Raw genomic sequence first — 26,364 nt, forward strand, 5'->3', positions numbered from 1 at the left:
ACAGCGTCTGGATTGATTTATCGATCGTCTGTTTCTGGAGCGAAGCGTGGATCTCCTGGCTACCCTCATGCGCGAATTGCACTTCGCAGCCGCCGGGTACCGGCGCCTCGAACTGGCCGCGCCCTGGGCGATCTCGTTCAGCCAGGCTGGACTTCGCGGCATTCACGTCGTCATCAAGGGGCGATGCGAGGCGGTGTTCGGTGAGGAAGATGTCGAGCCTCTCGATGCCGGCGACCTGATCATTGCACCGCGCGCCGATCCGCATGTGCTGCGGTCGCCCGGCGCGCTCAAAAGCGCGAACGTCCCCGCCGCCGAACTGGCGACCCAAACCGCAGCCGGGCGTATTCGCAGCGGCGGCGAAGGCGAAAAGACCGTCATCCTGTGCGGCGCCTTCGCCTTTCGCGACGCCGACCATCCGGCACTTGCCGGCCTGCCGCGCATCGTTCACATCCGGGGATCGAATGGCCGTCTGCCCAAATGGCTGCGTGGCTATGTCGAGGCCTTGCTGGTGGAAGCGACCGACGAAGGTCCCGGCAGCGACGTAGTAATGGCTCGCCTGTCTGGGGCCATCGTCACGCGCGCCTTGCGCTCCGGTCTGGAAAGCATGGACAATCCAGGTTGGCTGAGGGGATTGCAGGACCCCGCGATCGCCAGAGCGCTCGCGACCCTGCATGAAGCCTATGGCCACGACTGGACGATCGAGACCCTGGCATGCGCGGTCGGGCTCTCCAGGGCAACCTTTGCCGCCCGCTTTCGCGATCTCGTCGGCGAAGCGCCCATGGCCTATCTCTTCGGCTGCCGCATGCGGCAGGCCAGCCGGCTGCTGCACGAGGGCAAGAGCCTGGGCCAAGTCGCCGAGGCGGTCGGCTACAGCTCGGAAGCCGCCTTCTCCACCGCCTTCAGGCGCCACGCCGGCGTCTCGCCCGGCCAATTCAGGAAACGGAAGGATCTGTAAGGCAGAGCGATATTGGCGGCGGCCGCGCCTCGCGGTAGGACTTTGCCAGCACTATGTCTGATCATATCCCGACGCGGTTCGCCGCCGCTTTGCCCAGGAGATGCTTCGTGCCCAAAGGTTCTGACCTGCTTGTTGCCGCCCTCGAGAATGAGGGCGTCGATCGCATCTTCGGCATTCCCGGCGAAGAAAACCTGGACGTCGTCGAATCCATCCGCAAATCCTCGATCCAGCTCATCCTCACCCGTCATGAGCAGGCGGCGGCGTTCATGGCCGCCACCCATGGCAGGCTCACCGGCAAGCCAGGTGTGTGCATCACCACGCTGGGACCCGGCGCCCTGAACCTGACGACGGGTGCCGCCTATGCGCTGCTCGGCGCCATGCCGATGATCATGATCACCGGGCAGAAGGGCATCCGCTCGTCGCGCCAGGCCCGCTTCCAGATCGTCGACATCGTCGCCGCGATGAAGCCGTTGACCAAGCTGTCACGTCAGATCATCTCGGCGAAGACCATTCCCGCCGTGGTGCGCGAAGCGTTTCGGATTGCCGAGGAGGAGCGTCCGGGGCCGGTGCATCTGGAACTGCCCGAAGACATCGCGGCCGAGGAGTGCGACGATGTCGCGCTGATCCCGCCGCATCCGGTCGAGCTTCCGCTGGCCAGCCCGCTGGCGCTCGACCGTGCCGCTGAGATGATCATCAAGGCGCAGCGGCCGCTGGCGATGCTGGGCGCCGCCGCGTCGCGGCCGCGCTCGACCTCCGACCTCGCCCAGTTCGTCATCAGAACCGGCATTCCCTATTTCACCACCCAGATGGGCAAGGGCACGGTGCCCGGCGGCACCGAACTCTACATGGGCACAGCGGCGCTGTCGGAGCGCGACTATGTGCATGAGGCGATAGAACAGGCCGACCTCATCATCACCATCGGCCACGACACGATCGAGAAGCCGCCCTTCATTATGGGCGACAAGGGACCGAAGGTGATCCATGTCGGTTACCAGCCAGCCAATGTCGAGCAGGTCTATTTCCCGCAGACCGAAGTGATCGGTGACATCGGCGCTTCGCTCAGGCTGCTTGCCGACCGGATCGAGGGCAAGATCCCCAACGCGCAAGCGTTGCTGCCATTGCGCGAAGGCATTTTGACCCGCATTGCCGCCCGCGCCACCGAAGACCGTTTCACGCCGCAGCGTCTGGTTCATGACGTGCGCGCGGTGATGCCGGCCGATGGCATCCTGGCGCTCGACAACGGCATGTACAAGATCTGGTTCGCGCGCAATTACCGCACGCGCGTCGCCAACACTTTGCTGCTCGACAACGCCCTGGCCACGATGGGCGCCGGCCTGCCCTCGGCGATGACGGCCGCGATGCTCTATCCCGCACGCCGCGTCATGGCGATCTGCGGCGATGGCGGCTTCATGATGAACAGCCAGGAACTGGAAACCGCCGTCAGGCTGAAGCTCAACCTCGTCGTGCTGATCATCGAGGACAATGCTTTCGGCATGATCCGCTGGAAGCAGGCGGTCGACCGGTTCCCCGATTTCGGCATGACCTTCGGCAATCCCGATTTCGTCAGATATGCCGAGGCCTATGGCGCCAAGGGAACCAGGGTCGGCGCCGTCTCAGAAATACAATCGACGCTTGAACAGGCTTTTGCCGGCGGTGGCGTCCATCTCGTCGTCGTTCCGATCGACTATTCGGAGAACGAGCGCGTGCTGGTCGAGGAACTGCGCCACCGGTTGCCGGCGCCACCGGAGGCCTGACGGTGGAGTAGATACCGCCGCAGCAGCGCTCAGGCGGCCCGGACCTTGGCGCTCCCACGCGCCCAGGTCGGCAGCCAGTCGCCATGTGTCGCCAGCAACTCATCGACCAGCGCCCAGATCTGGTCGAGATCGAGTTCGGCGGCCGTATGCGGATCCATCATCGCCGCGTGGTAAATGTGCTCGCGGTTTTCGGTCATCAACGCCTGCACCGTCAATTCCTGCACATTGATGTTGGTGCGTATCAACGCGGTGAGTTGCGGCGGCAGCTCGCCAATATAGGTCGGCTGGATGCCGGAGGCGTCCACCAGGCACGGCACCTCGGCGGCGCAATTGTCCGGCAGCGAGGTGATGCAGCCATTGTTGCGGACATTGCCGTAGATCACCGACGGCTCGCCGGTCCACACCGAATTCATGATCGAGGACGCGTATTCCTTCGACTGCTCGACCTCGATGCGGTCGGCCGAGCGATAGGCCTCGGCCTGGCCCTTCCAGCGCTCGATCTGTTCGATGCAGCGCTTGGGATATTCGTCGAGCGGAATGCCGAACTTCTCGATCAGGTCGGGGCGCCCTTCCTTGATGAAATAGGGCGTGTATTCGGCGAAATGCTCGGAGCTTTCGGTGACGAAATAGCCGAGCCGCGTCAGCATCTCGTAGCGCACCTTGTTGGGGCAGCGTGGGTTCCAGCCCGGCTTCGGCGCCCTGCCCTCGCGATAGGCGCGGACGAGGTCCGGATAGAGGTTGCGGTAAGAGCCATCCGGCTGCCGGTGCTCGAACTTCAGGTAGAAGGCCATGTGGTTGATGCCGGCCGAGCGGTAGCGTATCTCGTCGTAGGGAATGTCGAGATCGTGCGCCAGTTCCATCGCCGTGCCCTGCACCGAGTGGCAGAGGCCTACCTGTTTGATCTCAGGGTATTTCTCTGAGATCGCCCAGGTGTTGATCGCCATCGGGTTCACATATTGCAGCATGATCGCGTCGGGGCAGACGGCCAGCATGTCCTCGCAGATCTTCCACAGATGCGGCACGGTCCGGAGGCCGCGCATGATGCCGCCGACGCCGAGCGTGTCGGCAATGGTCTGGCGCAGGCCGTATTTCTTCGGCACCTCGAAATCGGTGACGGTGCAGGGCTCGTAACCGCCGATCTGGAAGGCGACGACGACGAAGTCGGCACCGGCGAGCGCCTTGCGTTGGTCGGAATAGGTCTCGGCCTTCGCCTTCACGCCCAGCGTCGCGATCAGCTTGTTGACGACGATGGCGCTCTCTTCCAGCCGCTGCGGATTGATGTCCATCAGCGCGATCGTCGCGCCTGACAGCGATGGCCGCTGCAGCACGTCGCCGACAATGTTCTTCATGAACACGGTCGAACCCGCGCCAATGAAGGTGATCCTGGGATGTCTTGCCACTATAAAACCTCCGGCACTTTGCTACGCCACGTCGAAGGCGGCCCTGACGAGCCGTTCGGTGTAGGCGGTCTTGGGATGGGTGAGGACCTCGTCGACGGGTCCCTGTTCGACGATCTTGCCGTTCTGCATGACGATGACGCGATGGCAGAGCGCGCGCACCACCTTGAGGTCGTGCGAAATGAAGAGATAGCTAAGGCCGCGTTCGTCCTGCAGCTTGCGCAACAAGTCGATGATCTGCGCCTGCACCGAAAGGTCGAGCGCCGATGTCGGTTCGTCGAGCAGGATGAATTCGGGCTCCAGCGCGATGGCTCGGGCAATGGCGATGCGCTGCCGCTGGCCCCCGGAAAATTCGTGCGGGAACCGTGACAGGATATCGCCGGGCATGCCGGCGCTGACCAGGGCGTCGCGCACCCGATCGACCCGCTCGCGCCGTGTCGCGCCGATCCTGTTGACGACCAGCCCTTCCTCGATGATCTGACCGATCGTCATGCGCGGGTTGAGCGAGGAGAACGGATCCTGGAAGACGACCTGCATGCGCGAGCGCAGCGGCCGCATCTCGGCGCGCGACAGGCCGTGGATTGGCTGGCCGTCGAAGCTGACCTCGCCACGCTTGGCCTCGGTGAGCTTGAGCAAGGCGAGACCGAACGTGGTCTTGCCGGAGCCGGATTCGCCGACCAGCCCCAGTGTTTCGTGGCGGCAAAGCTTCAGGCCGAGATCGTCGACGGCGACCAGCTCGCGCCAGTCCGGCTTCAGGAAGCTGCCATGGCGCAGCATGAAGCAGACGCGCATATCGCGGGCCTCGAGGATGGTGCCGCTGTTTTCCGGCAGCGGCTGCGGCTTGCCGTGCGGCTCTGAAGCGAGCAGCCGCTTGGTATAGGCATGCTGCGGGTCGGCGAACAGCCGCTCGGTGACGTTGTGCTCGCACATCTCGCCATGCTGCATGACATAGACATAGTCGGAGAATTTTCGCACCACGGTGAGGTCGTGGGTGATCAGGATGACCGCCATCCTGAGTTCTTTTTGCAGATTGCGGATCAAATTGAGGATCTGTGCTTGCACCGTGACGTCGAGCGCTGTCGTTGGCTCGTCGGCGATCAGCACATCGGGGTCGTTGGCGAGCGCCATGGCGATCATCACGCGCTGGCGCTGCCCGCCCGACATCTGGTGCGGATACTGCTTGATGCGCGCTTCCGGCTCGGGGATCTGGACATGCCGCAAAAGCTCGAGCGCCCGCGCCCAGGCTTGCTTGCGGCTGACCTTTCGATGCACCCTGATCGCCTCCACGATCTGGCTGCCGACCGTATAGATCGGGTTGAGCGAACTCATCGGCTCCTGGAAGATCATCGAGATGCGATTGCCGCGCAGCTTGCGCCGGGCGCTCTCGGGGAATTTCAATATGTCCTGCCCGCAATAGTCGATGGTCGAGTTCGGCGACACGGTGGCCCGCTTCGACAAGAGCCCCATGACAGCGCGCGCCGTCACCGACTTGCCGGAACCGGACTCGCCGACGATGGCGATCGTCTCGCCGCGATAGAGCTGGAACGAGACATCCTTCACCGCGTCGACGACGCCGTGCTCGACCTTGAAGGCGACCTCGATGTTGCGGGCATCGATGATGGGTTGGTCGTGGCGGCCGGCATGGTCGAGCCGGACGGCTGGTGCGAAGGTGGCTGCGAGCGCTACGGTCATCCCGGCCACCTCAATAGGGATCGACGGCATCGCGCAGGCCGTCGCCCAGCGCGTTGAAGGCAAAGACGGTGATCAGCACGAAGCCGACCGGTGACAGGATCCACGGATAGGTGCCGATGACCGAATAGGTAGCCGTGTCCTGCAGCATCAGCCCCCATGAGATCAGCGGCGGTTTCACGGCGAAGCCGAGGAAGCCGAGAAAGGCTTCGAGCAGTACCACCGTCGGGATCGCGATCGTCACGGCGACGATGACGTGGCTCATCACATTGGGAAAAATGTGCTGCATGATGATACGCATGTCGGTGGCGCCGACCGCCATGGCAGCGCGCACATAGTCGATCCGCGCCAGCGCCAGCGTCTTGCCGCGCACCTCGCGCGACATCTGCGCCCAGCCCAGCGCCGACATGACGATGATGACGAAGGCGAGGAAGACGTTGGTCGGCGCGGTCACCGGGATCAGCGTCGTCAGCGCAAGATAGAGCGGCAATTGCGGGAAGGCGAGCACCAGCTCGACAAAGCGCTGCATCCAGACGTCGAAGCGGCCGCCGAAATAGCCCGAGACCATGCCGACCGTGGTGCCGATGACGGTGATGATGAACACCACCGTCAGCGCGATCATCAGCGAGACGCGCGAGCCCTGGATGGCGCGCGACAACACATCGCGGCCGAATTTGTCGGTGCCGAGAAAATGCACCGGCTGGCCGTCGGCCGAAGCGAAGAAATGCCGGTTGGCGGGGATCAGGCCAAGCAGCCGGTAGTCGGCGCCCTTGACGAAGAAGCCGAGCAGGCGCGGATGCTCGTAATCCGGCCCGACGACCGGCTGGAAGGTGACCGGGTCGAGGTCTGCAGAATCCGCCAGCGCATAGACCCGCGGCTGGAGCACGAAATTCCCGTCTCTGTCGTGAAAACTCATCACTTGCGGCGGGGCGAAAGCGACATCGGTCACCTTGGGGTCCATCGGCGCGAAGAAATCGGCGAACAGCGCCATCAGCACCAGAAGCACGACCAGGATCAGCCCGGCCATGCCGGTCCAGGAGCGCCTCAGCCGGCGCCAGACCAGCGCCATATAGCTCTCATTGCCGCGTGGGGTCGCAATCGCGGTTGCTTCAGCCGGGGGCGGCGGCGGGGATGGGTCACGCGCCAGCATCTAGCTCTCCCTGAACTGGCGTACGCGCGGATCGAGCAGCGCGAGCAGCATGTCGGCGATGATGTTGCCGACGATCAGCGTTGCCGACAGCACCATCATGAAGGTCGCCGTGACATAAACGTCGCCGACCGCCATCGAGCCGACGATGGCGGGCCCGACCGTCGGCAGCGCAAAGATGATCGCCGTCTCGATCTCGCCGGTCAGCATGTAGGGCAGCACCACGCCCTGATACATGATGAGCGGGTGCAGTGCGTTGGGCACGGCATGGCGCATGACGACGGCGCTGCCGGTCAGGCCCTTGGCCTTGGCCGTCTCGACATATTGCGCGTTCAGCGTATCGAGCAGATTGCCGCGCATGACGCGCATATTGTAGGCGAGCCCGCCGAAGGTGGCGATCGCCACCACCGGCCAGACATGCTTGACGAGGTCGGCGAATTTCGCCCACGACCACGGCGCGCCGCCATATTGCGGCGAGAAGAAGCTGCCGATCTCCGACACGTTGAACTGGAAGACCAGGAGATAGACGATGATCAGCGCCATCAGGAAGCGCGGCACCGTCATGCCGAGGAAGGAGATGGCCGACAGCACCGAGTCGATCCATGTGTATTGCCTAGTCGCCGCCCAGATGCCGAAGGTGATGCCGAGCACCGACGCCAGCAGATGGCAGACCAATGCCAGCAGCAGCGTGCGCGGCAGCCGCTCGCCGACCACTGCGGCGACCGGCTTGTTGTAATAGAGGCTGTAGCCGAAATCGCCGCGGGTGATGATGCCGGCGACCCAGTTCAGGTACTGGACGGGCAGCGGTTTATCGAGGCCGTGCTCGACCCGATAGGCCTGCGCCTGCGCGTCGGCTTCGGCAAAAGACGCCCCGCCCTGGTTGATGAGCTGCGAACGGATATAGTCGGCATAGTCGCCCGGCGGCGCCTGGATGATGGCAAAGGTGACCAGGCTCAGGATGACCATGACCGGCACCGCCGATGCTATGCGCATGGCCAGGAATCGCAGCATCGGACCGTTTCTCCTCCTTGGATCTAATCTGTTGCCGCTGACCTTACTCCGTCCCGGCCGCGCGCGCAGCGCGGCCGGGCGTCAGCCAGGGGAGGAAACTCAGTTCGTCGGACCCTTGTCGCCGGGCTTGCCGGGAAGCTGGTCGGGAAAGAGTTCGTATTTCTGCTGCTTGTCGGCGGCGACGAAGACGCGTTCGCGCACGATCGAATCCTCGGCCCAGTTGAACATGAAGATCGGCGTTCCCTGCGGGATGTTGGAGAAGCGCTTGTTGATGATCAGGGCGCCGGGATATTCGGTCAGTCCTATATTGTAGACATGCTCCGTCGAGATCTTCTGGAACGTCTTCATCAGGCTGGCGCGCTCGTCATTGTCTGACGAGGAGACGAACTTGTTGACGATGTCGACAAGCTCCTTTTCGAACGGCATCAGGTCGACCACGCCGCTTTCGGGCGCGCGGTGATCCCAGCTGGTCTTGGGTCCGACGGGCGCGAGTTGCACGGTATTCTGCACGACGGAAGTCAGCTCCTGCTCGTTGCGCCTGATCAGCCAGTCGAAGCGGCCGGAATATTGCGAGGCATCACGCTGGGTGCCGTTGAGGCCGTTGAGCACGACCCTGATGCCAAGCTTTTCCATCTGGCCGACGACGCCTTCGGCGAGGCTCTTGTCTGTGCCGTAGTCATTGTTGACCAGCATCACGATCTCGACATTCTTGCCGCCGGCGGTCCCGGCCGGGAAGTTCACGAAGCCGTCGCCATCCGTATCCTTGAGACCAGCCTTGGCCAGTTCCGCCTTGGCGCCCTCGATGTCGAAGGGATAGTAGACGGTCGAGTTGCGGTCATAGAAGCTGGTGCCCGAGGAAAAGCCACCGGGGTAGATGGCGGTGAACGGCCCCTTGACCAGCGAGTCGCCGAGCGCCTTGCGGTCGAGCGCCATGGTGATGCCCTTGCGGAAGTCCTCATTGCGATTGAGCTCGCGGATCGCCTGGCCGCGTTCGTCGGGATTGCCCCAGCCATTGGCGGAAAAGTTCATGCGCAGATTGTAGCCGATCAGGCGCGGGCCAAAGGCGAGCCGGGCCGGCGCGTCCTTGTCCGCCGCTCGCTTCAGCGAAGCGACGAAATTCTCCGGCTGCTCGAGGTTGGAGAAGTCGGCGGCCCCTGCCACCGCCTGCACGTCGCGGTCGGCCCAGGTCGACAGCTTGTAGTGCAGTTCGTTGAGATAGGGCAGCTGGTTGCCCTTCTCGTCGACCTTCCAGTAGTAGGGATTGCGGCGCAAGACGATGATGTCGTCGGGCCTATACTCCACCGGCACCCAGGCACCCATCACCGGAATGTTCATATATTCCGGCGGGAACGCGTTCTTGAACTGCTCGTAGGTATTCTTCGAGTACTTCGGATGCTGCGGCTTCAGGATATGCGCCGGGCCGGGGCAGAAGGTGCCGTAGGCCATGGCGTAGAGATACTGTTTGGGGAAAGCGTCCTTGAAGGTCCACTCGACGGTGTAGTCGTCGACCTTCTTCAGCGTCGTGCCGACACCGAAGGTTTCCGCTGTGGCGCCGTTCAACGGCGAGACATTGGGGTCGACGACCTCATCGTCCCAGTAGAACATGACATCGTCGGCATTGAAGGCAACGCCGTCAGACCATTTGGCGCCTTCGACCAGGTGCATGGTCAGCGTGTGGCCATCCTTCGACCAGTCCCAGCTCCTGGCGAGGTTGGGCAGCGGCTCGGTGTCCTTGGCCTCGACCTGGAACAAAGGCGCGGTGCGCGTCAGGCATTCCGAAAGGCCGATGTCGATGCCGCCCCATCCTTGGGTCTGGCCGGCGCCATAATTCCAGCCTTCCGGCCGGCCGCCAATGACGTGGCGCATGGTGTCGCCATAAACGCCGATGCCGTCCGGCATGTTGCCGGTCTTGAACACCAGCGGCTCCTTCGGCAGGCGATCCTTGACCGGCGGCAGCTTGCCAGTCTTGACGTATTTCTCGGTGACCCACTCGGGCTCGTGATATTCGGGCAGCGCCTTGAACTCCAGGATGGAATCGCGGGCGACGTATTTGATTTTGCCCTCGGCGGGAAACGCCGCCGGCGCCGGCGGCGTGGTCGGCTCGGACGCGTATGCACTGCCAAGCGCCAATGCCGAGACGCTCAGCGCCAGCCCGGCGAGAATGCCAATTCTTCGCCCGGCGAGAATGCCAATTCCACGAAAGTTCCTCATTGTGTTCCTCCCAGATGTTTCGACGTCTGCTGCTGCTCGCATCTATTCATGACGGCTGATTGGCGAACCGGCCTCCCGCTGTCCGCCTGCCAGCATTCTCAGCCGGCCTGTTTCAGGGCCGTTTTTTCGGCGCGCAGTTCCTCGATCGAGCGCACTTTGCGCCGCGCCGCACCCGCCCAGTCGCGGGTTTTCACCATCGATTTCGAAAGCCGCTCCTTGGCGGCCGGCACGGCATCGGCGTATTGCGGTAGCCAACGCGCCTGGGCGACGACCATCTCGTCGACCATCTGCCAGACCTCTTCCGGCGTCGACACCGCACCCACCAGCGGATCGTGCAGCACCGCGAGCTTGAGCAGGTCAATGTCGCCCGTAACAGCCGCATGCACCGACATCCGCTGAACGTTGATCGAAGCCATGCAGGTGGCCGCGCAGGCTTCCGGCAGCGTGATGCCTGACGCCATGTTGATGCCGAAGCGATCGACGAAACCGGGCGATTCGATGATCGCGTCCTGCGGCAGATTGGTGATGATGCCGGTGTTCTTGACGTTGAAGTGGCCGCGATAGACGCGGTTCGTCTCCAGCGCTTCGAGAATATGGCTGGCATGCTCGTTCGAGCGCTTCGATACGTCGAGCGGCTTCGACGCCGCTTCGAGGAATTGCGGATATTCCGTCTCGAACCAGTTGCGGGTTTCCGTGGAGTAGCGAAGATAGCCGCCGGTCTCGCCATGGATCCAATCGGACATGTCGATCCAGCGGGTGATTTCGTCCGGCCGCTTGCGATACCAGGGCAGATATTCGGAGAGATGACCGTTGCTTTCGGTGGAGTAGACGCCGAAGCGCTTCAGCACGTCGATGCGCAGCTTTTCCTGCTGCGAATAGACCGGATGCGCCTCGAAGGCAGCCACCAGTTCGTCCTTGCCGATCTTGCGGCCGTTGAGCCGCAAATCGATGAACCAGGTTTGGTGGTTGATACCGGAGCAGACATAATCGAGTTCGCTGTGCGACTTGGCGCCGAGCACTTCGGCGATCTGTTCGGCGCCGTGCTGGACACCGTGGCAGAGGCCGACCGTATCGACCTTGCCATATTCGATCGCCGCCCAGGTGTTCATCGCCATCGGGTTGGCATAGTTGAGGAATTTGGCGCCTGGCTCGGCGACCTCCAATATATCCTTGCAGAAGTCGAGGATGACCGGGATGTTGCGCTGGCCGTAGAGGATGCCCCCGGCGCAAATCGTGTCACCGACGCACTGGTCGATGCCGTATTTCAAGGGAATGCGGATATCGTCGGCATAGGCTTCGAGCCCGCCCACCCGCACGCAGCTGATGACGTAGCGCGCGCCTTCCAGCGCCTTGCGGCGGTCGGTCGTCGCCGTCACCCTGGTCGGCAGCTTGTTGGCCTCGACGATGCGGTCGAGGATCGCCTTGATCATTTGCAGATTGTGTTCGCTGAGATCGGTCAGCGCGAATTCGATGTCGCTGAATTCCGGGACGCACAAAATATCGGTGAACAGCTTCTTGGTGAAGCCCACGCTGCCGGCGCCGATAATAGCGATTTTGAAACTCATCACCTCACCTCGATGCATTCGAATGCCGGGTAAGGAGCAACAGGAAAGGGAATGGCGGCTCGCCTCGGCGCGCATGCCATTCGAGCCGGAATTCCGGCTCGTTCTCCTCCCCGCCCGCTCCTCGACCGCGGGTCTTTCGCGTTCTCAGGATTTGGATTATGCCGTTATTCCAGGGCGCGGCCAGAGAACGATTATGCTTTCGAGGGTAATTTTGTGCTGCATGATCTGATCGCCAACGGACAGTTGATGCGCACCATCTCGCTGCCGCGCGGCCGCCAGCGCCTGCATGCCATGCCAACCAGCACCGGCTATGAAGTACGCGAGGGCGTGACCTATGACTGGGATGGGCGCAAGCGCGGCCAGACACCGTTCACCGTGCTGCAGCACACGATCAGCGGCACCGGCCAGCTGCGCTACGAGAACCGCAACTACCGCCTGCAGGCCAACGACACGCTGCTGGTGCTGGTGCCACACAACCATCGCTACTGGCTGGAGAAGGGCGACCGCTGGGAATATTTCTGGATCTCGATGAATGGCGAGGAGGCGCTGCGCGTCCACAAATCCATACTCAGCGTCTCCGGCCCGGTGTTTCGGCTGCAGCCGGAGACGATCGATCATCTCGCCGATTGCAGCCTGCGCCTGATCAAGGGCGGCGCTTCGCCTGGCGCTGCTTCGGCAATCGCCTATGAGGCGGCGATGGCGCTTTACGACGATGTCTTCGGCTCGCACGCCTTCACTGAGAAACAGAGCGTCATGCAGCCGGTCATCGATCATATCAACGCCAATCTCGACAAGCCCTTGCCCGTGGCCGAGCTCGTCCAGATCAGCGGCCTCAGCCGCGCCCATTTCTCGCGCTGCTTCGCCGAGAGCGAAGGCGTTCCGCCGGCCGAGTTCGTGCTGCAGCAGCGGCTGCAGCGGGCGGCGAAGCTGCTAACCAAAGCCGATTTCCTGCCGGTCAAGGAGGTCGCCATCCTGTGCGGCTTCGAGGACGCCAACTATTTCTCGAAAGTCTTCCGCCGGCTCTACGGCATCAACCCGACGCAGTTCCGCACCACCGGCATGTATGCCAGCCTGGGCAGCCTTCGATAGGATTACCCGATGCGGTTGCCACTTGCGGGATCGAACAGATGCAGCGCCGCCGGATCGGCAGACAGCCGCACCTTATCGCCAGGCCGGATAGTGCTGCGTCCCATGACGAAGACACAAACCAGCTGGTTGGCGAGCCGGACATAGAACTGCGTCGACAGGCCGAGCGGCTCGACCACCTCGACCTCTGCCCTGAGCGGACCATCGTCGGCAAGCTGGATGTGCTCCGGCCGTAGCCCGACAGTAAGCACATCGCCATCCTTCAACGGCAAGCCATCAGGCAACCGCAGCTTCTGGCCGTCGGCCAGCACCGCGTCCACCTTGCCGCCCTTGGCCACTGTCGCCGGAAAGAAGTTCATGCCGGGCGAGCCGATGAAGCCGGCGACGAAGGTGTTGATCGGCCGATCGTAGAGTTCGAGCGGATGGCCGACCTGCTGGACGTAACCGTCATGCATGACGACGATGCGGTCGGCCATGGTCATGGCTTCGATCTGGTCGTGGGTGACATAGACCGATGTGGTCTTGAGCTGCTGGTGCAGCGCCTTGATCTCGGCGCGCATATGCACGCGCAATTTGGCGTCGAGATTGCTGAGCGGCTCGTCGAACAGAAACACTTTGGGATCGCGCACGATGGCGCGGCCCATGGCGACGCGCTGGCGCTGGCCGCCGGACAGTTGCCTGGGCAGACGGCCGAGGAAACTGTCGAGGCCGAGGCGCTTGGCCGCCGCCCCTACCCTGCCGTCGATCGTCGTCTTCTCCGCCTTCTTCAAAAGCAGGCTGAAACCCATATTCGACGACACATCCATGTGCGGATAGAGCGCGTAGGACTGGAACACCATGGCAATATCGCGGTCCTTCGGCGCGACATCGTTGACCAGCCGATCGCCGATATGGATCTCGCCGCCCGACACCTCCTCCAGCCCGGCAATCATGCGCAAAAGGGTCGACTTGCCGCAGCCGGACGGGCCGACCAGCACGACGAACTCGCCATCGGCGATCTCGAGGTCGACGCCGTGCAGGATGCGCAGCGAACCGTAATCCTTCTCGACGTTTTGCAGCGTGACGGAAGCCATCGATTATCCTTTGACCGCGCCGGCGGTGAGGCCGGTGACGAGATAGCGTTGCAGGAAGGCGAAGAAGATGCAGACCGGGATCAGCGCCAGGATCGACGCCGCCATCATCTGCCCCCAGTCCACGGCGAACTTGCCGATATAGGTGAGCAGGCCGACGGCAAAGGTCTTCTGGTCGTCGCTGGAGATCAGCATCAGCGCGAACAGCAATTCGCTCCAGGCGGCGGTGAAGACGAAGCCGAGCGTGGCGCCCATGCCGGGCAAGGTCAGCGGCACGATCACCTTGCGCATCGCCTGCGCCCGCGTGCAGCCGTCGATCATCGCCGCTTCCTCCAGATCCTTCGGAATGCCGTCGAAGAAGGACTGCATTAGAAAGGTGGCGAAGGCGGTGTTGAAGGCGGTGTAGATGATGATCAGACCAACCAGACTGTTGGTCAGGCCAAGCTCGCCCATGACGCGGTAGATCGGCGGAATGACCATCACCAGCGGGAAGGTTTGCGTCAGCAAAAGCATGATCGCCAGCGTTGCCTTGCCGCGAAAGGTGAAGCGCGACATGGCGTAGCCGGCGAGCGTGGCGATGACTGTCACCAGGGCCGCCGTCGACACCGAGACGATAACGCTGTTGAGGAAATAGCGGGGGAAGTCAGAGGCTTCCAGGACAGTGATGAAGTTGCGGAAGGAGGTCTGCGACGGCCACAGCGTGATGCCCTCGGAATAGAGCAGCCGCTCCGGCGTTACCGAAATCTTCAGCGTCCAGAAGATCGGAAACAGCGCAAAGATCATATAGGCGGCAATCGCCGCGTAGAGGCCGATGCCGCTGAAGATGCGCGAGGAGGTGGAGCGTCCGGCAATCATCAGACGTGCCTCACCAGCAAGCGGCGGATGGCGATCAGCGCGATCGCATAGGCGATCAGCAAGATCAAGAGCAGCACCGCCACCGCGGAGGCATAGCCCTTGTCCAGCGACTTGAAGGCACTGACATAGATGTAGACCGGCACCGTGCTGGTCGAGCCTGCCGGCCCGCCCTCGGTCATGACGAAGATCAGATCGGCGAAGGTCGCGATCCAGATCGTACGCAGCATGACGGTGATGACGATGGTCGGCGCCAGGAACGGCAGCGTCACCTTGGTGAAGCGCTGCCAAGGCGAAGCGCCGTCGATTGCGGCCGCCTCATGCAGTTCCGACGGGATCGACTTCAGCGCCGCCAGCAGCGTGATGGCGAAGAACGGAATGCCGAACCAGATGTTGGCGATGATCGGCCCCCACATGGCGGTCGCCGGATCGGACAGCACATTGGTCGGCTCGGCCTTCAGCCCGAGCGTGAAGAGCCAATGCGGCAGTGGTCCGATGATCGGATTGAACAGCCACGCCCAGGTCAGGCCCGACAGGAAAGATGGCACCGCCCAGGGCAGGAACACCACCGCCTGCACGAACTTGCGCCCGACAAACGGTTTGTCGAGCAGCAACGCCAGACCCAGGCCGAGGAAGAACTGGAAGAACAGGCTGGCGACGGTCCACCAGAGCGTGTTGACCAGCGCCTGCCCCAGCACCTGGTCGGTCAGCATCGCCTGATACTGGCCGAGGCCGACATATTCGGATTTGAAGGCGGAGAACTTCCGGAACGAATAGCTGATGCCGATGATCAGCGGCACCAGCAGCACCACGCCCAGCAGAACGATCGCCGGGCTGAGATAAAGCCAGGGCTCGATTGCTGCATGCGTCAGCCGCTTCTTTCGCGGTCGGCCTGCGGATCGTATTTCGGGTACGGCGTAGGTCATTGGCTTCTGGATCGTCTCCTGGAGGAGCGGATTGGCAACAAGCGTCGCCGTTCATTGGGGAACAGATGCCGGTCCACCCTCCGTAGCTGCAGCACAGCTGCTGCGGAGGACGGGCAGGCAGATGAGGGGCGGCGCCAGCCTTGGGGTGCTCGAGCTGCCCCTCATCCGGGCCTGTCTGTGCATGTCGTTGTCCCAAAACCGCTACGCACTTTTGGGCGACATGCATTCGGGCCACCTTCTCCCCGTAAACGGGGAGAAGGTGGAAGAACTACTTCTTGTTCTTGGCCAGCCAGTCCTGCTGTTCCTTGGTCAGGAACGCGGCCCATTGATCGGCAACGTCCTTGGCCGACTTCTGGCCGAGCAGCACTTCCTGGAAATTCTTGATCGCCACCTGGTCGACGAAATTGCCGAGGTTCTCCAGATGTGTCGGCGGCGTCACCATTTCATATTTGGAAGCGTCGCTGAGTTCGGTGAACCAGCCTTTGAACTGCTCGGTCTTGAAGTGGGCATCCTGGTCGGCGCCATTGTGGATCGGCACGACGCCGACTTCCTTGGCCCATTCGAGATTGTCCTTGGGCGACAACAGCGTCGCCATCAGCTTCCAGGCATCGTCCTTGTGCTGCGAGTTGGCGAACATCGCCCAGCCGGCATAGCCCAGCGTCGGATAGGATTTGCCGCTTGGCCCCACAGGCAGCGGCGCCACTGCAAAATCGTCGGCACTCATCTTGTCGGCAATGCCGATCAGCGCATCCGGATCCTGGTTGAGCATGGCGCAGGTGCCGGAATAGAAGCCGGTGACGGTCTCGTTAAAGCCCCAGCTCACCGCATCCTTGGGCGCCAGCCCGTCCTTGTACATGTCGGCCAGCATCTGCAGGCCCTTGACCGAGCCCTCCTCGTTGATGGTCGAGGTGCCGTCCTCGTTGAAGTAGCCGCCCTTGCCAGCGGCGATGTTCATGAACATGTGCATGCCGTTGAAGGCGCCCGGCCCACCGCGCAGGCAATAGCCGTACTTGCCTGGAATGGCGGAGATCTTCTTGGAGTCGGCGATGAAGTCGTCGAGTGTCGCCGGCGGGCCGTCGAGACCGGCCTCCTTGAACAACTTCTTGTTCCAGAACAGCGCATTCACATAGTAGCCGTACGGGATCATGAACTGGGTGTTGTTGACGGTCGAGCCGAATTGCTTGGCGCGGTCGCCCAGCGTCTTGGCGTCGTCCCATTTGGCCATGTAAGGGCCGAGATCCTCGAGCTGGCCGTTGGTGGCGTACAGGCCCATCCAGCGCTCCGGCATCTCGACGATGTCGGGCGTATCGCCGGCCTGCACCATGGTGAGGAATTTCTCGAAAGCCTGCCCCCAGGGCAGCGAGACCACCTCGACCTTGACGCCGGCATTGGCGGCCTCGAACTCGGCGATCTGCTTCTTCAGGAATTCGGTGCGCTGCGGGCTGGTGATGACCTCGACCAGCTTGAGGGTGGTATCGGCCAGCGCGCCGCTGGCGGACATCGCCAGGCCGGCAGCGGTGGCAAGCATGATGCTCAGTCGTTTCATGTTCAGAACTCCCATTTGAACCCAGTCATTTTTTTGCTTTGTCGAAGGCCTGGCCGATGTCGGCCCAGAGGTCTTCGACGCTTTCCAATCCGACATTGAAGCGGATGGTTCGGGGGCTGACGCCGAAGCGCGCCATCGAATTGAGACCCGGTGTCTGCTCGAGCGAGGCCTTTGCCGGCACGACCAGGCTTTCATGACCGCCCCAGCTGACGCCGATGCGGAAAAATTTCAGCGCATCGACGAAAGCGGGAATGTCGACATCCTCCGTCACCTCGAAGGAGAACAGCCCGGCATAGCCGGCAAGCGTCTTCTTGCCGGGATGGTTGGAATAGGCGGGATGATTGACCCGCTCGACCTTGTCATGCGCCTTCAAGCGCTCGGCGATGATGAGCCCACTCTTCATGTGATGCGGCAGTCTCAGCGGCAGCGTGCGCAGGCCGCGCAACAGCAGCCAGCCCTCGAAGGGCGACAGCTTTGCGCCGAGCTGCGAATAGGTCTGGTCGTTGATATGCTTGATGTGAGCGGCCGAGCCGGCCACCACGCCGGCGACGGTGTCGCTGTGACCGCCGAGATATTTCGAGGCGGAATGCAGCACCAGATCGACGCCGTGCAGGATCGGCTTCTGGAACACCGGCGTCGCCCAGGAATTGTCGATGGTGGTGACGATGCCCTGCTCTTTCGCCAGCCGCGTCAGATGTTCGAGATCCTGCAGCTCGAACGTCATCGAGGTCGGGCTTTCCAGGTAGAGCAGTTTGGCGCCGGGAAGAGCCGCGGCCACCGCATCCGGATCGGAGCCGTCGACATAGTCGACCTTGATGTGCAGGCGCGGGAACAACCGCTCGAACAGTCGGTAGGCGTCACCATAGCAGTTGCGCACCGCAACGATGCGCTCGCCGGCGCCGACAAAGGCAAGCAATGTCGCGCTGATCGCCGCCATGCCGCTGGAGAATCCGCGCGCGGCTTCCGCACCTTCGAGCGCTGCGACGCGTGACTCGAATTCCATCACCGTCGGGTTGTCGCCGCGCGAATAGATCGGCTGCTTCCTGCGCCCGGCAAAGGTGTCGGCCATGTCGGCATAGCTGGCGAAGGTGAACAGCGAGGTCTGGTAGATCGGCGGCACCACCGCATTGCCAGGGAACGGGTCGTCATGCGCCAGAAGCGTCGCCGCCTCGGCGAGATAGTCGCTGCCGGAAATGCCGGGGTCGAAGCTGTGCTCGTTCATGTGCGGACCGAAAGTTTGAGGTTGGCGGCGCCGCGCTTCAAATCGTCCTCGACCGTGGCGATCAGCTTCAGCGCTTCGGCCCGGGCGCCTTCCGGATCGTGCGCGGCGATGCAGTCGAACATGGTGCGGTGGTAGGGAAAGCTTGCGTGGCCGAAATCGCGCACGCCGAGCGGATGTTCCCAGAAGCGGTGGAACAGTTCGTGCATGGCGGCGATAATCTGCTCGAACAGCGGATTGCCGCAGGCGCGGTAGATCGCCTGATGGAATTCCCAGTCCTCTTCCGACGACATGCCGGCGCGGCTGAGAAACTCTTCCTCCATGATGTCGAGCTTGCGCTCGATCTCGGCGAGGTCGTCCTTGTCGGCACGAATGGCGCAAAGGGCGGCGGCCTCCGCTTCCAGCGCGCGGCGGATTTCCAGCGTGCGCATCAGGCCGGTGAAATCATTGCCGCCGGCAAGCGTCAGCGGCATGTGCAGCATGTCGAGCGAGACGGCGGCCTTGAGATAGGTGCCCGAGCCCTGCCGGCGCTCGACCAGGCCAAGCCCTTCCCAGCGCGTCAGCGCCTCGCGCACCGTGTTGCGGCTGACCTTCAGACGCTCAGCGAGGATGCGTTCGGTCGGCAGCCTCTCACCGGGTTCCAGCTTCTCGCGCATGACGAAGCCGGCCAACGCCTTCAGCACCGCGTCGTCGCGGGCCGTCGTCTGGATCGGCGGAAGGCTGAATTCGGTCACCGGGGCTATTACCGAAGTGGTTCAATGGTCCAACCAATTTCTGCACAGACGAAGGGACCTGTCAACAGTGGAAACGCAGCGAGGCCGAAGGGCCAGGGGATGCACCTTCGGCCTTGCTGCTTCAGCCGTGGATGCGCGCCGGCGCAGCGGCGGCGCGAGCCTCGCGCCAGCGAGCGAAGATTGCCTCGCGAACCCGCCTCGAACCAGAGAGGCGCTTTTTTGCCTGCGCCAGCACCGCAGGCGACGCCTCGGCGGGCGTGCCGGACCGAAAGGGAGGAGCCGGGGCGTATTCGAGCGAGAGCTGCACGATCTCGGCCTCCTCCTGTCCAAGCAGCCTCGCAACCAGCGCCAGGCCGAAGTCGATCCCCGAAGTGACGCCGCCGGCGGTGATGAGCTTGCCGTCTTCGACGATACGCTCGTCGACCGGGATCGCTCCGAACTCCTCAAGGAAATCATGCGCATACCAGTGCGTGGTCGCGCGCTTGCCCCTCAGCAGTCCGGCCGCCCCAAGCACCAGGGCACCGCTGCAAACGGAGGTGATGTAGCGCACCTGCCCCGCGCGCTCCCACACGAAATCGAGGACTGTCTGGTCCTCCAGCAGCGCGTTGACCCCGCCCCCGCCAGGAATGCACAGCACGTCGAGGGGCCGGCAATCGTCAAAGGTCGCGGTTGGCGTCAGCGAGAGGCGCGTCGATGACGTCACCGGGTTGCGATCCTTCCAGATCAGTTCCACCTCGGCATCCTTGGCCGATGCCAGGACTTCGTATGGGCCGGTGAGGTCGAGTTGTTGGACGTCGGGGAATACGAGGATGCCGAAACGAAGGGGCATGGAAATCTCCGTGGGTTGACTTCCGGCAATCTACGGCATCATGGTTTGGCACGATTGCCATTCATCCCTCGCTTCGGGCCAAACCAATGCGCCGTATCGAAGTACTTGCCTATCCCGACATCCAGCTCCTCGACGTCAGCGGACCGCTGCAGGTCTTTGCCAGCGCCAATGATTTCAAAGGGCAGGCCGGCGAACCGGCTCCTTACGAGGTCGTGGTCGTCGCCGCCTCACCGCGCATCCGGACATCGGCCGGTCTCGTGCTGGAGGCAGCAGTGCTGCCAACCCACGGAGGTAAGATCGACACGCTGCTTGTCCCCGGAGGATGGGGCGTCAACGCGGCCTGCGACGATCCCGTGCTGGTCCAGTGGATCGCCGGTCGCTCGCGCGATGCCACCCGAACCGCTTCCGTCTGCAGCGGCGCCATGCTGCTGGCGACGGCTGGCCTGCTCGACGGCCGCCGCGCGGTGACCCATTGGGGACGCTGCGCGGAGTTCGCCCGGCGCTTTCCCGCGGTCCGGCTCGAACCCGATCCGATCTTCATCCGCGACGGCAATGTCTGGACATCCGCCGGCGTAACGGCGGGGATCGATCTCGCCCTCTCCCTCGTCGAGGCCGACCTTGGCCGGCACACGGCGCTCGGCGTGGCGCGCGAGTTGGTGGTCTTCCTGAAACGTCCCGGTGGCCAGGCGCAATTCAGCCAGACCCTCAAGCTGCAGCAAGGCGACGGGCGCTTCGACCGGCTGCATGGCTGGATCCTTGAAAATCTGGCCGGTGACCTGTCGCTCACGCAGTTGGCCGACCACGCCAATATGAGCCCGCGCAGCTTCTCGCGGCGCTATCGCGAGGCCACCGGCCGGACACCTGCCCGCGCGATCGAGGAGATCCGGATCGAGGCGGCGCGGCGGATGCTGGAGCGGGGCCAGCCCGTCAACCAGACGGCCCGCCGCTGCGGTTTCGGCTCGGAAGAAACCATGCGGCGCGGCTTTCTGCGCGTGCTGGGCACCAATCCGCGCGCCTATCGCGAGCGGTTCTGATCGCGACTGCTTGCTCCATTAGGCCGGCGGTCGATGCCGTAGAAATAGAGCCTCTCCAGCGTTCAGGCGGGATGCTGTAGCTGGCTGAGCCCGCCATCGACGACGAGGGTCGCCGCGTTCATGAACGGGCACTCCTCAGAAATCATGAACACAGCGGCCAGCGCGATCTCGCGCGCCGAGGCGATGCGGCCGCCGGGATGCAGCGCCAGCGTCTTGGCGCGCGCCGCAACCGGATCGGCAAAACTGTTCCAATAGTCGGTCGCCTTCTGCGTCTCGACATAACCGGGCGCCAGCGCGTTCACGCGCACGCCCTGCCCGGCATATTCCAGCGCCAGCGACTTGGTCAGCCCAAGCAGCGCGTGCTTGGCCACGGGATAGGGGAAGGTATGAGGGATGATGGTGAAGCTGTGCGTCGAGGCGATGTTGAGGATCGCGCCACCGCCATTTGCGATCATTGCCGGCAGCACCGCCTTGGCGCAGTTCCAGGCGCCTTTGACGTTGACATCGAAATTGCGATTCCACTCCTCCTCGGTCGCCTCGAGCGGCGTCGAGAACACATTCATGCCGGCATTGTTGATCAGCGCGTTGATCGGCCCGATCGCGTCGGTCGCTTGACCGACGGCTGCGGCAATCGCGGCACCGTCGCTGATGTCGGCTGAGACATGCCCGACATGGCCCTGCGGTGCGGCAAGGCCGGCGACCGTTTTGTCCAGCAGCGCGCCGTCGCGATCGACTAGGAACAGCTTTGCCCCTTCGGCCAGGCAGGCCTCGGCGATGGCAACCCCGATGCCTTGCGCGGCGCCGGTGAGGAAGATGCGTTTGCCGGACAGGCGCTCGGCCATGGCTGTCACTCCACTGGAAGATGGTCAGCGCCGGCCCAGTGCCGACGAACGCAGATTGTCGAGCAAAACGGCAAGCAGCAGGATCACGCCGCGCACAATGTATTGGTAGAAGGCTGGGATGTTGAGCAGGTTCATGGCGTTTTCGGCGATGCCCATGATCAGCACGCCGACGATGACGCCCGACATGGTGGCGCGGCCGCCGGCAAGCGAGACGCCGCCGAGCACGCAGGCCGAGATGACCGAGAGTTCAAGCCCCACCGCCGCATTGGGTTGGCCCGACGTGATGCGCGAGGCCAAAAGGATGCCGGCGATGCCGCAAACCACGCCTTGCAGCGCAAAGATCCAGATGCGCGTCCAGTCGACATTGACGCCGGCCAGGCGCGAAGCCTCCGGGTTACCGCCGATGGCCAGCGTGTTCTTGCCGAACACGGTACGATTGAGGACAAAACCGAAGATGCAGAACAGCACGGCCAGGACCCAGACCGGCGTCGGAATGCCGAACAGTTTCGACAGCGCCAGTTGGTAGAAATCCGGGCTGTTGATGCCGACGGCGCGGCCATCGGATGCGATCAGCGCAAGGCCGCGCACGATCTGCATGGTGGCAAGCGTCGTGATCAGCGCGTTGATGCGGAATTTGGCGATGACGACGCCATTGATGAAGCCGACGAAGGCGCCGCAGGCGATTGCCGCGAGAAGCCCGAGCAGGATCGAACCGGTATAGTTCGACGCCATTACCGCGACCATGCCGGCAAAGGCGACGATGGAGCCGACCGAGAGGTCGAAGTCACGCGCGGCAAGGCAGAACATCATCGTGCAGGCGACAATGCCGACGGTGACCACCGACTGCAGCAGGCCGAGCATGTTGCGGTCGGTGAGGAAGTTCGGCACCAGCAGCGACACCAGCACGAAGGCGACGATGAAGATGACGACGAGGCCCTGTTCGCCGAGCAGGATCTTCTTCAACTGATCGGTCATGGTAAAGATCCTCAGGATGCGATCGCGTCGGGGGTTTTCTGATCGGGAAGAGCAGCGGCCAGGATCGCTTTTTCGGCGAACTGGTCGCGGGCGAGTTCGGCGCTGATGCGCCCGCCGCACATCACCAGGATGCGGTCGCAAATGCCCATCACTTCCGGCAGTTCGGACGAGACGACGACGATCGCCATGCCGTCTTCGGCAAGCTGGTAGAGCAACTCGTAGATTTCCGCTTTGGCGCCAACATCGATACCGCGTGTCGGCTCGTCGACGATAAGCACGCGCACGCCCTGCTCCGACAGCCAGCGGCCGAGAATGACCTTCTGCTGGTTGCCACCGGAGAGGTTGATGATGTCCTGCTTGCGCGACGGCGTGCGCACCTTGAGCTTCTTGATGAAGGTCTCGGCGGTGGCGATCTCGCTGGCGCGGTTCAGGATCCCGAAGCGCGTGTGATGACGCCGCGACGAGATGTTGATGTTCTCCTCGATCGAGCGGCCCTGGATGATGCCGTCATGCTTGCGGTCTTCCGAGCACAAAACGATGCCGGCGCGGATCGCGTCATGGGGATCGGTGGCATGAACGACCTTGCCGTCGACGCTGATGGTGCCGCCTGAGCGCCGGTCGGCGCCGAAGACCAGCCGCATCAGTTCCGAGCGCCCCGCGCCGATCAGGCCGAAGAAGCCGACGATCTCGCCGGCCCTTGCCTCGAAGCTGGCAGGCGTCGTCAGTTTTACTCCGGAAACAGCGTCGACCTTCAGCCGGACATCGCCGGCCGGGCGTGGGCGAAACCCCCAGATATCGGAGATTTCGCGGCCGACCATTTCGGCGACGACCTGGTCGCGTGTGACGTTTTTCAGCGACGCATGGTGCGCCGCGAGCTTGCCGTCGCGCAGCACGGTCAGGCTGTCGCAGAGGCGGAACACTTCGTCCAGCCGGTGCGAGACATAGATGATGACCTTGCCCTCGCCGCGCAGGCGGTCGATCAGGGCAAACAGGATTTCGCTTTCGCGCGACGACAATGACGAGGTCGGCTCGTCCAGAGCGATGACGCGCGCGTCGAGCATGATCGCCTTGGCGATCTCGACCATCTGGCGCTCGCCGATCGACAGCGTCTTGACCTTGCGGCTGATATCGATGTCGATGCCGGCTGATTTCAGCTTGGCGCCAACATCGTCCAGCATCCTGGCACGGGCGATGATGCCGGCGTTGGCGGGGAAGCGGCCGAGGCTGAGGTTTTCGGCAACAGTGAGCTCGGGAACCAGCTGCAGTTCCTGGTGGATGACGATGACGCCATTGTCGAAGGCATCTCGCGTCGTTGCATAGGCTTGCATCTTGCCGTCGATGAGGATCTCGCCGTCATCGGCATGCTGGTCGCCGGACAGGATCTTGATCAGCGTGGATTTGCCGGCGCCGTTCTCGCCCATCAGGCCGTGCACGGCGCCCTTGTCGACGCCGAACGAGACGTCCGACAGCGCCTTGACGCCCGGATAGGTCTTGGTGATTTCCGAGAAGTCGAGAAAGGACATGGGGCGCCTATCCTTTTGCCATGCCAAACAGGCGGCGACTGTGAGCCGCCGCCTGTTTGTACAGGGAGGATTATTCGATGCCGAGACCCTTGCGGACCGTCTGGTAGTCGTCGCGCTTGGCCAGCGCACCGGCGGTCAGGATGAGCTTCTCGGGTTCCTTGTTGTTGGCGACCCAGTCATACATGTTGAGCGCAGTCTCGTAGCCGTGACGCTTCGGCGAGATGATCACCGTGCCGACGAAGCCGGTGGCGGTCGGCTTCTTGAACTCGTTGATCGCCGAATCCGCACCGCCGATGCCGACGCCGATCACGTTTTCGGCCGGGATGCCGACGCTTTCGGAAGCGCGCACGGCGCCGAGCACGGCTTCGTCGTTGAGGCCGAAGGAGACCCACTTCTTGATGTCGGCATGGGCGTTGAGCACCACCGTCGCCGCATTCAGTGCAGCCTCGGTGTCGGTCTTGGCCTGAGGCGCGTCGAAGATGTTCTCGGCCTTGAAGCCGTTGGCCTTGAGCACCGAGATGGCGCCTTCGACCCGGTCGACGGCGGTCGGCAACTGATCATAGGAGACGCGGATGGCGCCAACCTCGTCGGCCTTCCAGCCGCGCGCCTTCATTTCGTCGACGATCGCCTGGCCGACGGCCTCGCCGATCTTGGTCGCCGAAATGCCCATATGCGGCACGTCTTCCAGCGCCTTGCCGTCTGCGCCGACCAGACGGTCGTCAACGGTCATCAGCTTGAGATTGTTTGCGGCGGCCTTGGCGACGATGCCGGGGCCGAGTTTCACATCAGGTGTGCAGACGATGAAGCCTTGCGCGCCCTGCGCGCCGAGATTGTCGATCGCCGACATCAGCTTCTCACCGTCCTCGGCGCCGATCTTGACCAGGGTAAAACCCTTCTCCTTGGCGGCCTGGTCGGCGAACTTCCATTCGTCCTGGAACCACGGCTCCTCGGGCTGTTTGACGATAAAACCTATCTTGGTGTCCTGAGCATATGCAGCGATGGTCGTGACGGACAGCACGGCAAGGGCGCCCGCGACGAGCGCGGTCTTCAGAAGTCGCATGATTACCTCCCAGCGGTGGCCGGGCGCTCAGCCCGGATGCAGAGTCTCTAATTCTTTTTATCATACTCGTCAATTGATCTGGTATGATAATTGAGCTACATGCTCTGACCAGGGATCGCTGGCGCAAATCATCCGCATCCGGTAAGGCCGGGGACGCGAGATCAGTGGTTTCGCCGCCTTGGAGGAGGGCTGAGGTGACCGAAACTTCGAAGAAGGCATCAGGCGACACCCGCCGCCCGCGCGTCATGCCCGATGTGACCAAGGCGCTTGCCTCAGACATCTTTTCCGGACGCTATCCCGCCGGCTCGTCTCTGCCGACCGAAAACGAGCTCGGCGTCGAATATGGCGTCAGCCGCACCGTCATCCGCGAGGCGCTGAAGGTGCTGGCCGCCAAGGGGCTGGTGCTGTCGCGGCCGCGCATCGGCACGGTTGTATGTGAACAGGACAACTGGAACATCATCGACCCGCAGGTGCTGGCCTGGCACGCGCCGCATGCGCTGGACGACAAATTGTTCGACGCCATCCTCGAGACGCGCCGCGCCATCGAACCTCTGGTAGCTGAACTGGCGGCGACTCGTGCGACGCTGCAGGAGATCGCCGATCTCGAAGCCGCCTGGCGCGGCATGGCCAATGCCGGCGAGGATCTCGCCGCCTTCTCGCGCTCGGACATCACCTTCCACCAGATCGTCTATGCCGCGAGCCACAACCCGATCTTCCGCCAGATCGGCAATCTGATCGACACCGGGCTGAAATTCTCGCTTGAAGCAACGGCGACCATTTCGCTCGCTCGGCGCATGGAAGCAGTGGCGGCGCACCGCGAGGTGGTGGAGGCACTGCGCATGCGCGATGCCGCGGCGGCGCGTGCGGCGGCAGGCCGGATCCTCGACCTTGCGGCGCGCGACCTGGTCAGCGCCAAGAAACTCAAGAACAACTGAGACC

Annotated in this window: 22 protein-coding genes; 5 read left to right on the plus strand and 17 right to left on the minus strand. The window is 63.2% G+C overall.

All coding sequences use genetic code 11. The features are described from left to right. The first annotated feature begins 67 nt into the window (after window positions 1-67). Both NKJ64_RS12140 and NKJ64_RS12145 read left to right on the plus strand, forming a co-directional pair. A complete protein-coding gene (locus tag NKJ64_RS12140; RefSeq protein WP_352462729.1) occupies window positions 68-955 on the plus strand; it encodes an AraC family transcriptional regulator in 888 nt (295 codons plus the stop codon). A 107-nt stretch (window positions 956-1,062) separates the two neighbouring features. Further along, entirely contained in the window at window positions 1,063-2,709 is a 1,647-nt protein-coding gene (locus NKJ64_RS12145) for an acetolactate synthase large subunit (RefSeq protein ID WP_023824827.1), read from the plus strand. A gap of 29 nt (window positions 2,710-2,738) precedes the next feature. On the opposite strand, the gene NKJ64_RS12150 is transcribed toward NKJ64_RS12145, so the two are convergent. The 6 genes from NKJ64_RS12150 to NKJ64_RS12175 form a co-directional block, all read right to left on the minus strand. Then, a complete protein-coding gene (locus NKJ64_RS12150; RefSeq protein ID WP_031204338.1) occupies window positions 2,739-4,109 on the minus strand; it encodes an alpha-glucosidase/alpha-galactosidase in 1,371 nt (456 codons plus the stop codon). Window positions 4,110-4,130: 21 nt separating this feature from the next. Then, window positions 4,131-5,798, minus strand: a complete 1,668-nt coding sequence (locus NKJ64_RS12155; RefSeq protein ID WP_352462640.1) for an ABC transporter ATP-binding protein — start codon at window positions 5,796-5,798, stop codon at window positions 4,131-4,133. Window positions 5,799-5,808: 10 nt separating this feature from the next. Next, the gene (locus NKJ64_RS12160) at window positions 5,809-6,945 is read right to left on the minus strand and encodes an ABC transporter permease (protein ID WP_023687914.1); all 1,137 of its coding nucleotides are present in this window, start codon (window positions 6,943-6,945) and stop codon (window positions 5,809-5,811) included. Further along, window positions 6,946-7,953, minus strand: a complete 1,008-nt coding sequence (locus NKJ64_RS12165) for an ABC transporter permease (RefSeq protein WP_023668135.1) — start codon at window positions 7,951-7,953, stop codon at window positions 6,946-6,948. Between the two features lie 99 nt (window positions 7,954-8,052). Then, a complete protein-coding gene (locus NKJ64_RS12170) occupies window positions 8,053-10,164 on the minus strand; it encodes an ABC transporter substrate-binding protein (protein ID WP_023725460.1) in 2,112 nt (703 codons plus the stop codon). 98 nt (window positions 10,165-10,262) lie between these two features. Next, entirely contained in the window at window positions 10,263-11,729 is a 1,467-nt protein-coding gene (locus tag NKJ64_RS12175) for an alpha-glucosidase/alpha-galactosidase (protein ID WP_023687911.1), read from the minus strand. Window positions 11,730-11,975: 246 nt separating this feature from the next. Between NKJ64_RS12175 and NKJ64_RS12180 the strand changes: the two genes are divergently transcribed. Continuing rightward, window positions 11,976-12,818 (plus strand): AraC family ligand binding domain-containing protein, encoded by an 843-nt coding sequence (locus tag NKJ64_RS12180; protein WP_081725414.1) that lies wholly within the window; start codon window positions 11,976-11,978, stop codon window positions 12,816-12,818. Window positions 12,819-12,820: 2 nt separating this feature from the next. Here NKJ64_RS12180 and NKJ64_RS12185 read toward each other — a convergent pair whose 3' ends face one another. The 7 genes from NKJ64_RS12185 to NKJ64_RS12215 all read right to left on the minus strand — a co-directional run bounded on the left by NKJ64_RS12185 (window position 12,821) and on the right by NKJ64_RS12215 (window position 19,991). Further along, window positions 12,821-13,888 (minus strand): ABC transporter ATP-binding protein, encoded by a 1,068-nt coding sequence (locus NKJ64_RS12185; protein WP_023687909.1) that lies wholly within the window; start codon window positions 13,886-13,888, stop codon window positions 12,821-12,823. 3 nt (window positions 13,889-13,891) lie between these two features. Next, window positions 13,892-14,740, minus strand: a complete 849-nt coding sequence (locus tag NKJ64_RS12190; protein ID WP_023687908.1) for a carbohydrate ABC transporter permease — start codon at window positions 14,738-14,740, stop codon at window positions 13,892-13,894. Next, entirely contained in the window at window positions 14,740-15,663 is a 924-nt protein-coding gene (locus tag NKJ64_RS12195; RefSeq protein ID WP_023829175.1) for a carbohydrate ABC transporter permease, read from the minus strand. The genes NKJ64_RS12190 and NKJ64_RS12195 overlap by 1 nt, the downstream gene beginning before the upstream one ends. 268 nt (window positions 15,664-15,931) lie before the next feature. Next, window positions 15,932-17,209: an ABC transporter substrate-binding protein gene (locus NKJ64_RS12200; RefSeq protein WP_023687906.1), complete on the minus strand. Its 1,278-nt coding sequence runs from the start codon at window positions 17,207-17,209 to the stop codon at window positions 15,932-15,934. A gap of 25 nt (window positions 17,210-17,234) precedes the next feature. Next, a complete protein-coding gene (locus NKJ64_RS12205; RefSeq protein ID WP_023691355.1) occupies window positions 17,235-18,431 on the minus strand; it encodes a PLP-dependent transferase in 1,197 nt (398 codons plus the stop codon). After that, window positions 18,428-19,162, minus strand: a complete 735-nt coding sequence (locus NKJ64_RS12210) for a FadR/GntR family transcriptional regulator (protein ID WP_023668124.1) — start codon at window positions 19,160-19,162, stop codon at window positions 18,428-18,430. Before NKJ64_RS12210 ends, NKJ64_RS12205 begins: the two co-directional genes overlap by 4 nt. Before the next feature lie 121 nt (window positions 19,163-19,283). Next, window positions 19,284-19,991 (minus strand): DJ-1/PfpI family protein, encoded by a 708-nt coding sequence (locus tag NKJ64_RS12215; protein WP_023691357.1) that lies wholly within the window; start codon window positions 19,989-19,991, stop codon window positions 19,284-19,286. An 86-nt stretch (window positions 19,992-20,077) separates the two neighbouring features. On the opposite strand from NKJ64_RS12215, the gene NKJ64_RS12220 reads away from it, so the two are divergent. After that, on the plus strand, window positions 20,078-21,025 hold the full coding sequence (locus NKJ64_RS12220; protein ID WP_352462641.1) for a GlxA family transcriptional regulator: 948 nt from the start codon (window positions 20,078-20,080) through the stop codon (window positions 21,023-21,025). A gap of 62 nt (window positions 21,026-21,087) precedes the next feature. On the opposite strand, the gene NKJ64_RS12225 is transcribed toward NKJ64_RS12220, so the two are convergent. The 4 genes from NKJ64_RS12225 to NKJ64_RS12240 all read right to left on the minus strand — a co-directional run bounded on the left by NKJ64_RS12225 (window position 21,088) and on the right by NKJ64_RS12240 (window position 25,425). Beyond that, window positions 21,088-21,867, minus strand: coding sequence for an SDR family oxidoreductase (locus tag NKJ64_RS12225; RefSeq protein ID WP_352462642.1), 780 nt, complete (start codon window positions 21,865-21,867; stop codon window positions 21,088-21,090). A gap of 24 nt (window positions 21,868-21,891) precedes the next feature. Then, window positions 21,892-22,842: an L-arabinose ABC transporter permease AraH gene (araH, locus tag NKJ64_RS12230; protein WP_023687901.1), complete on the minus strand. Its 951-nt coding sequence runs from the start codon at window positions 22,840-22,842 to the stop codon at window positions 21,892-21,894. Between the two features lie 11 nt (window positions 22,843-22,853). Continuing rightward, window positions 22,854-24,365, minus strand: a complete 1,512-nt coding sequence (gene araG / locus NKJ64_RS12235; protein ID WP_023696262.1) for an L-arabinose ABC transporter ATP-binding protein AraG — start codon at window positions 24,363-24,365, stop codon at window positions 22,854-22,856. Window positions 24,366-24,435: 70 nt separating this feature from the next. Beyond that, entirely contained in the window at window positions 24,436-25,425 is a 990-nt protein-coding gene (locus tag NKJ64_RS12240) for an arabinose ABC transporter substrate-binding protein (protein ID WP_023668118.1), read from the minus strand. Between the two features lie 245 nt (window positions 25,426-25,670). Here NKJ64_RS12240 and NKJ64_RS12245 point away from each other — a divergent pair, with 245 nt between their 5' ends. Continuing rightward, complete coding sequence (locus NKJ64_RS12245) at window positions 25,671-26,360, plus strand: FadR/GntR family transcriptional regulator (protein ID WP_245259915.1); 690 nt, start codon at window positions 25,671-25,673, stop codon at window positions 26,358-26,360. Window positions 26,361-26,364 lie beyond the last annotated feature (4 nt).

The organism is Mesorhizobium sp. M0062, assembly GCF_040323125.1.
Taxonomy (GTDB): domain Bacteria; phylum Pseudomonadota; class Alphaproteobacteria; order Rhizobiales; family Rhizobiaceae; genus Mesorhizobium.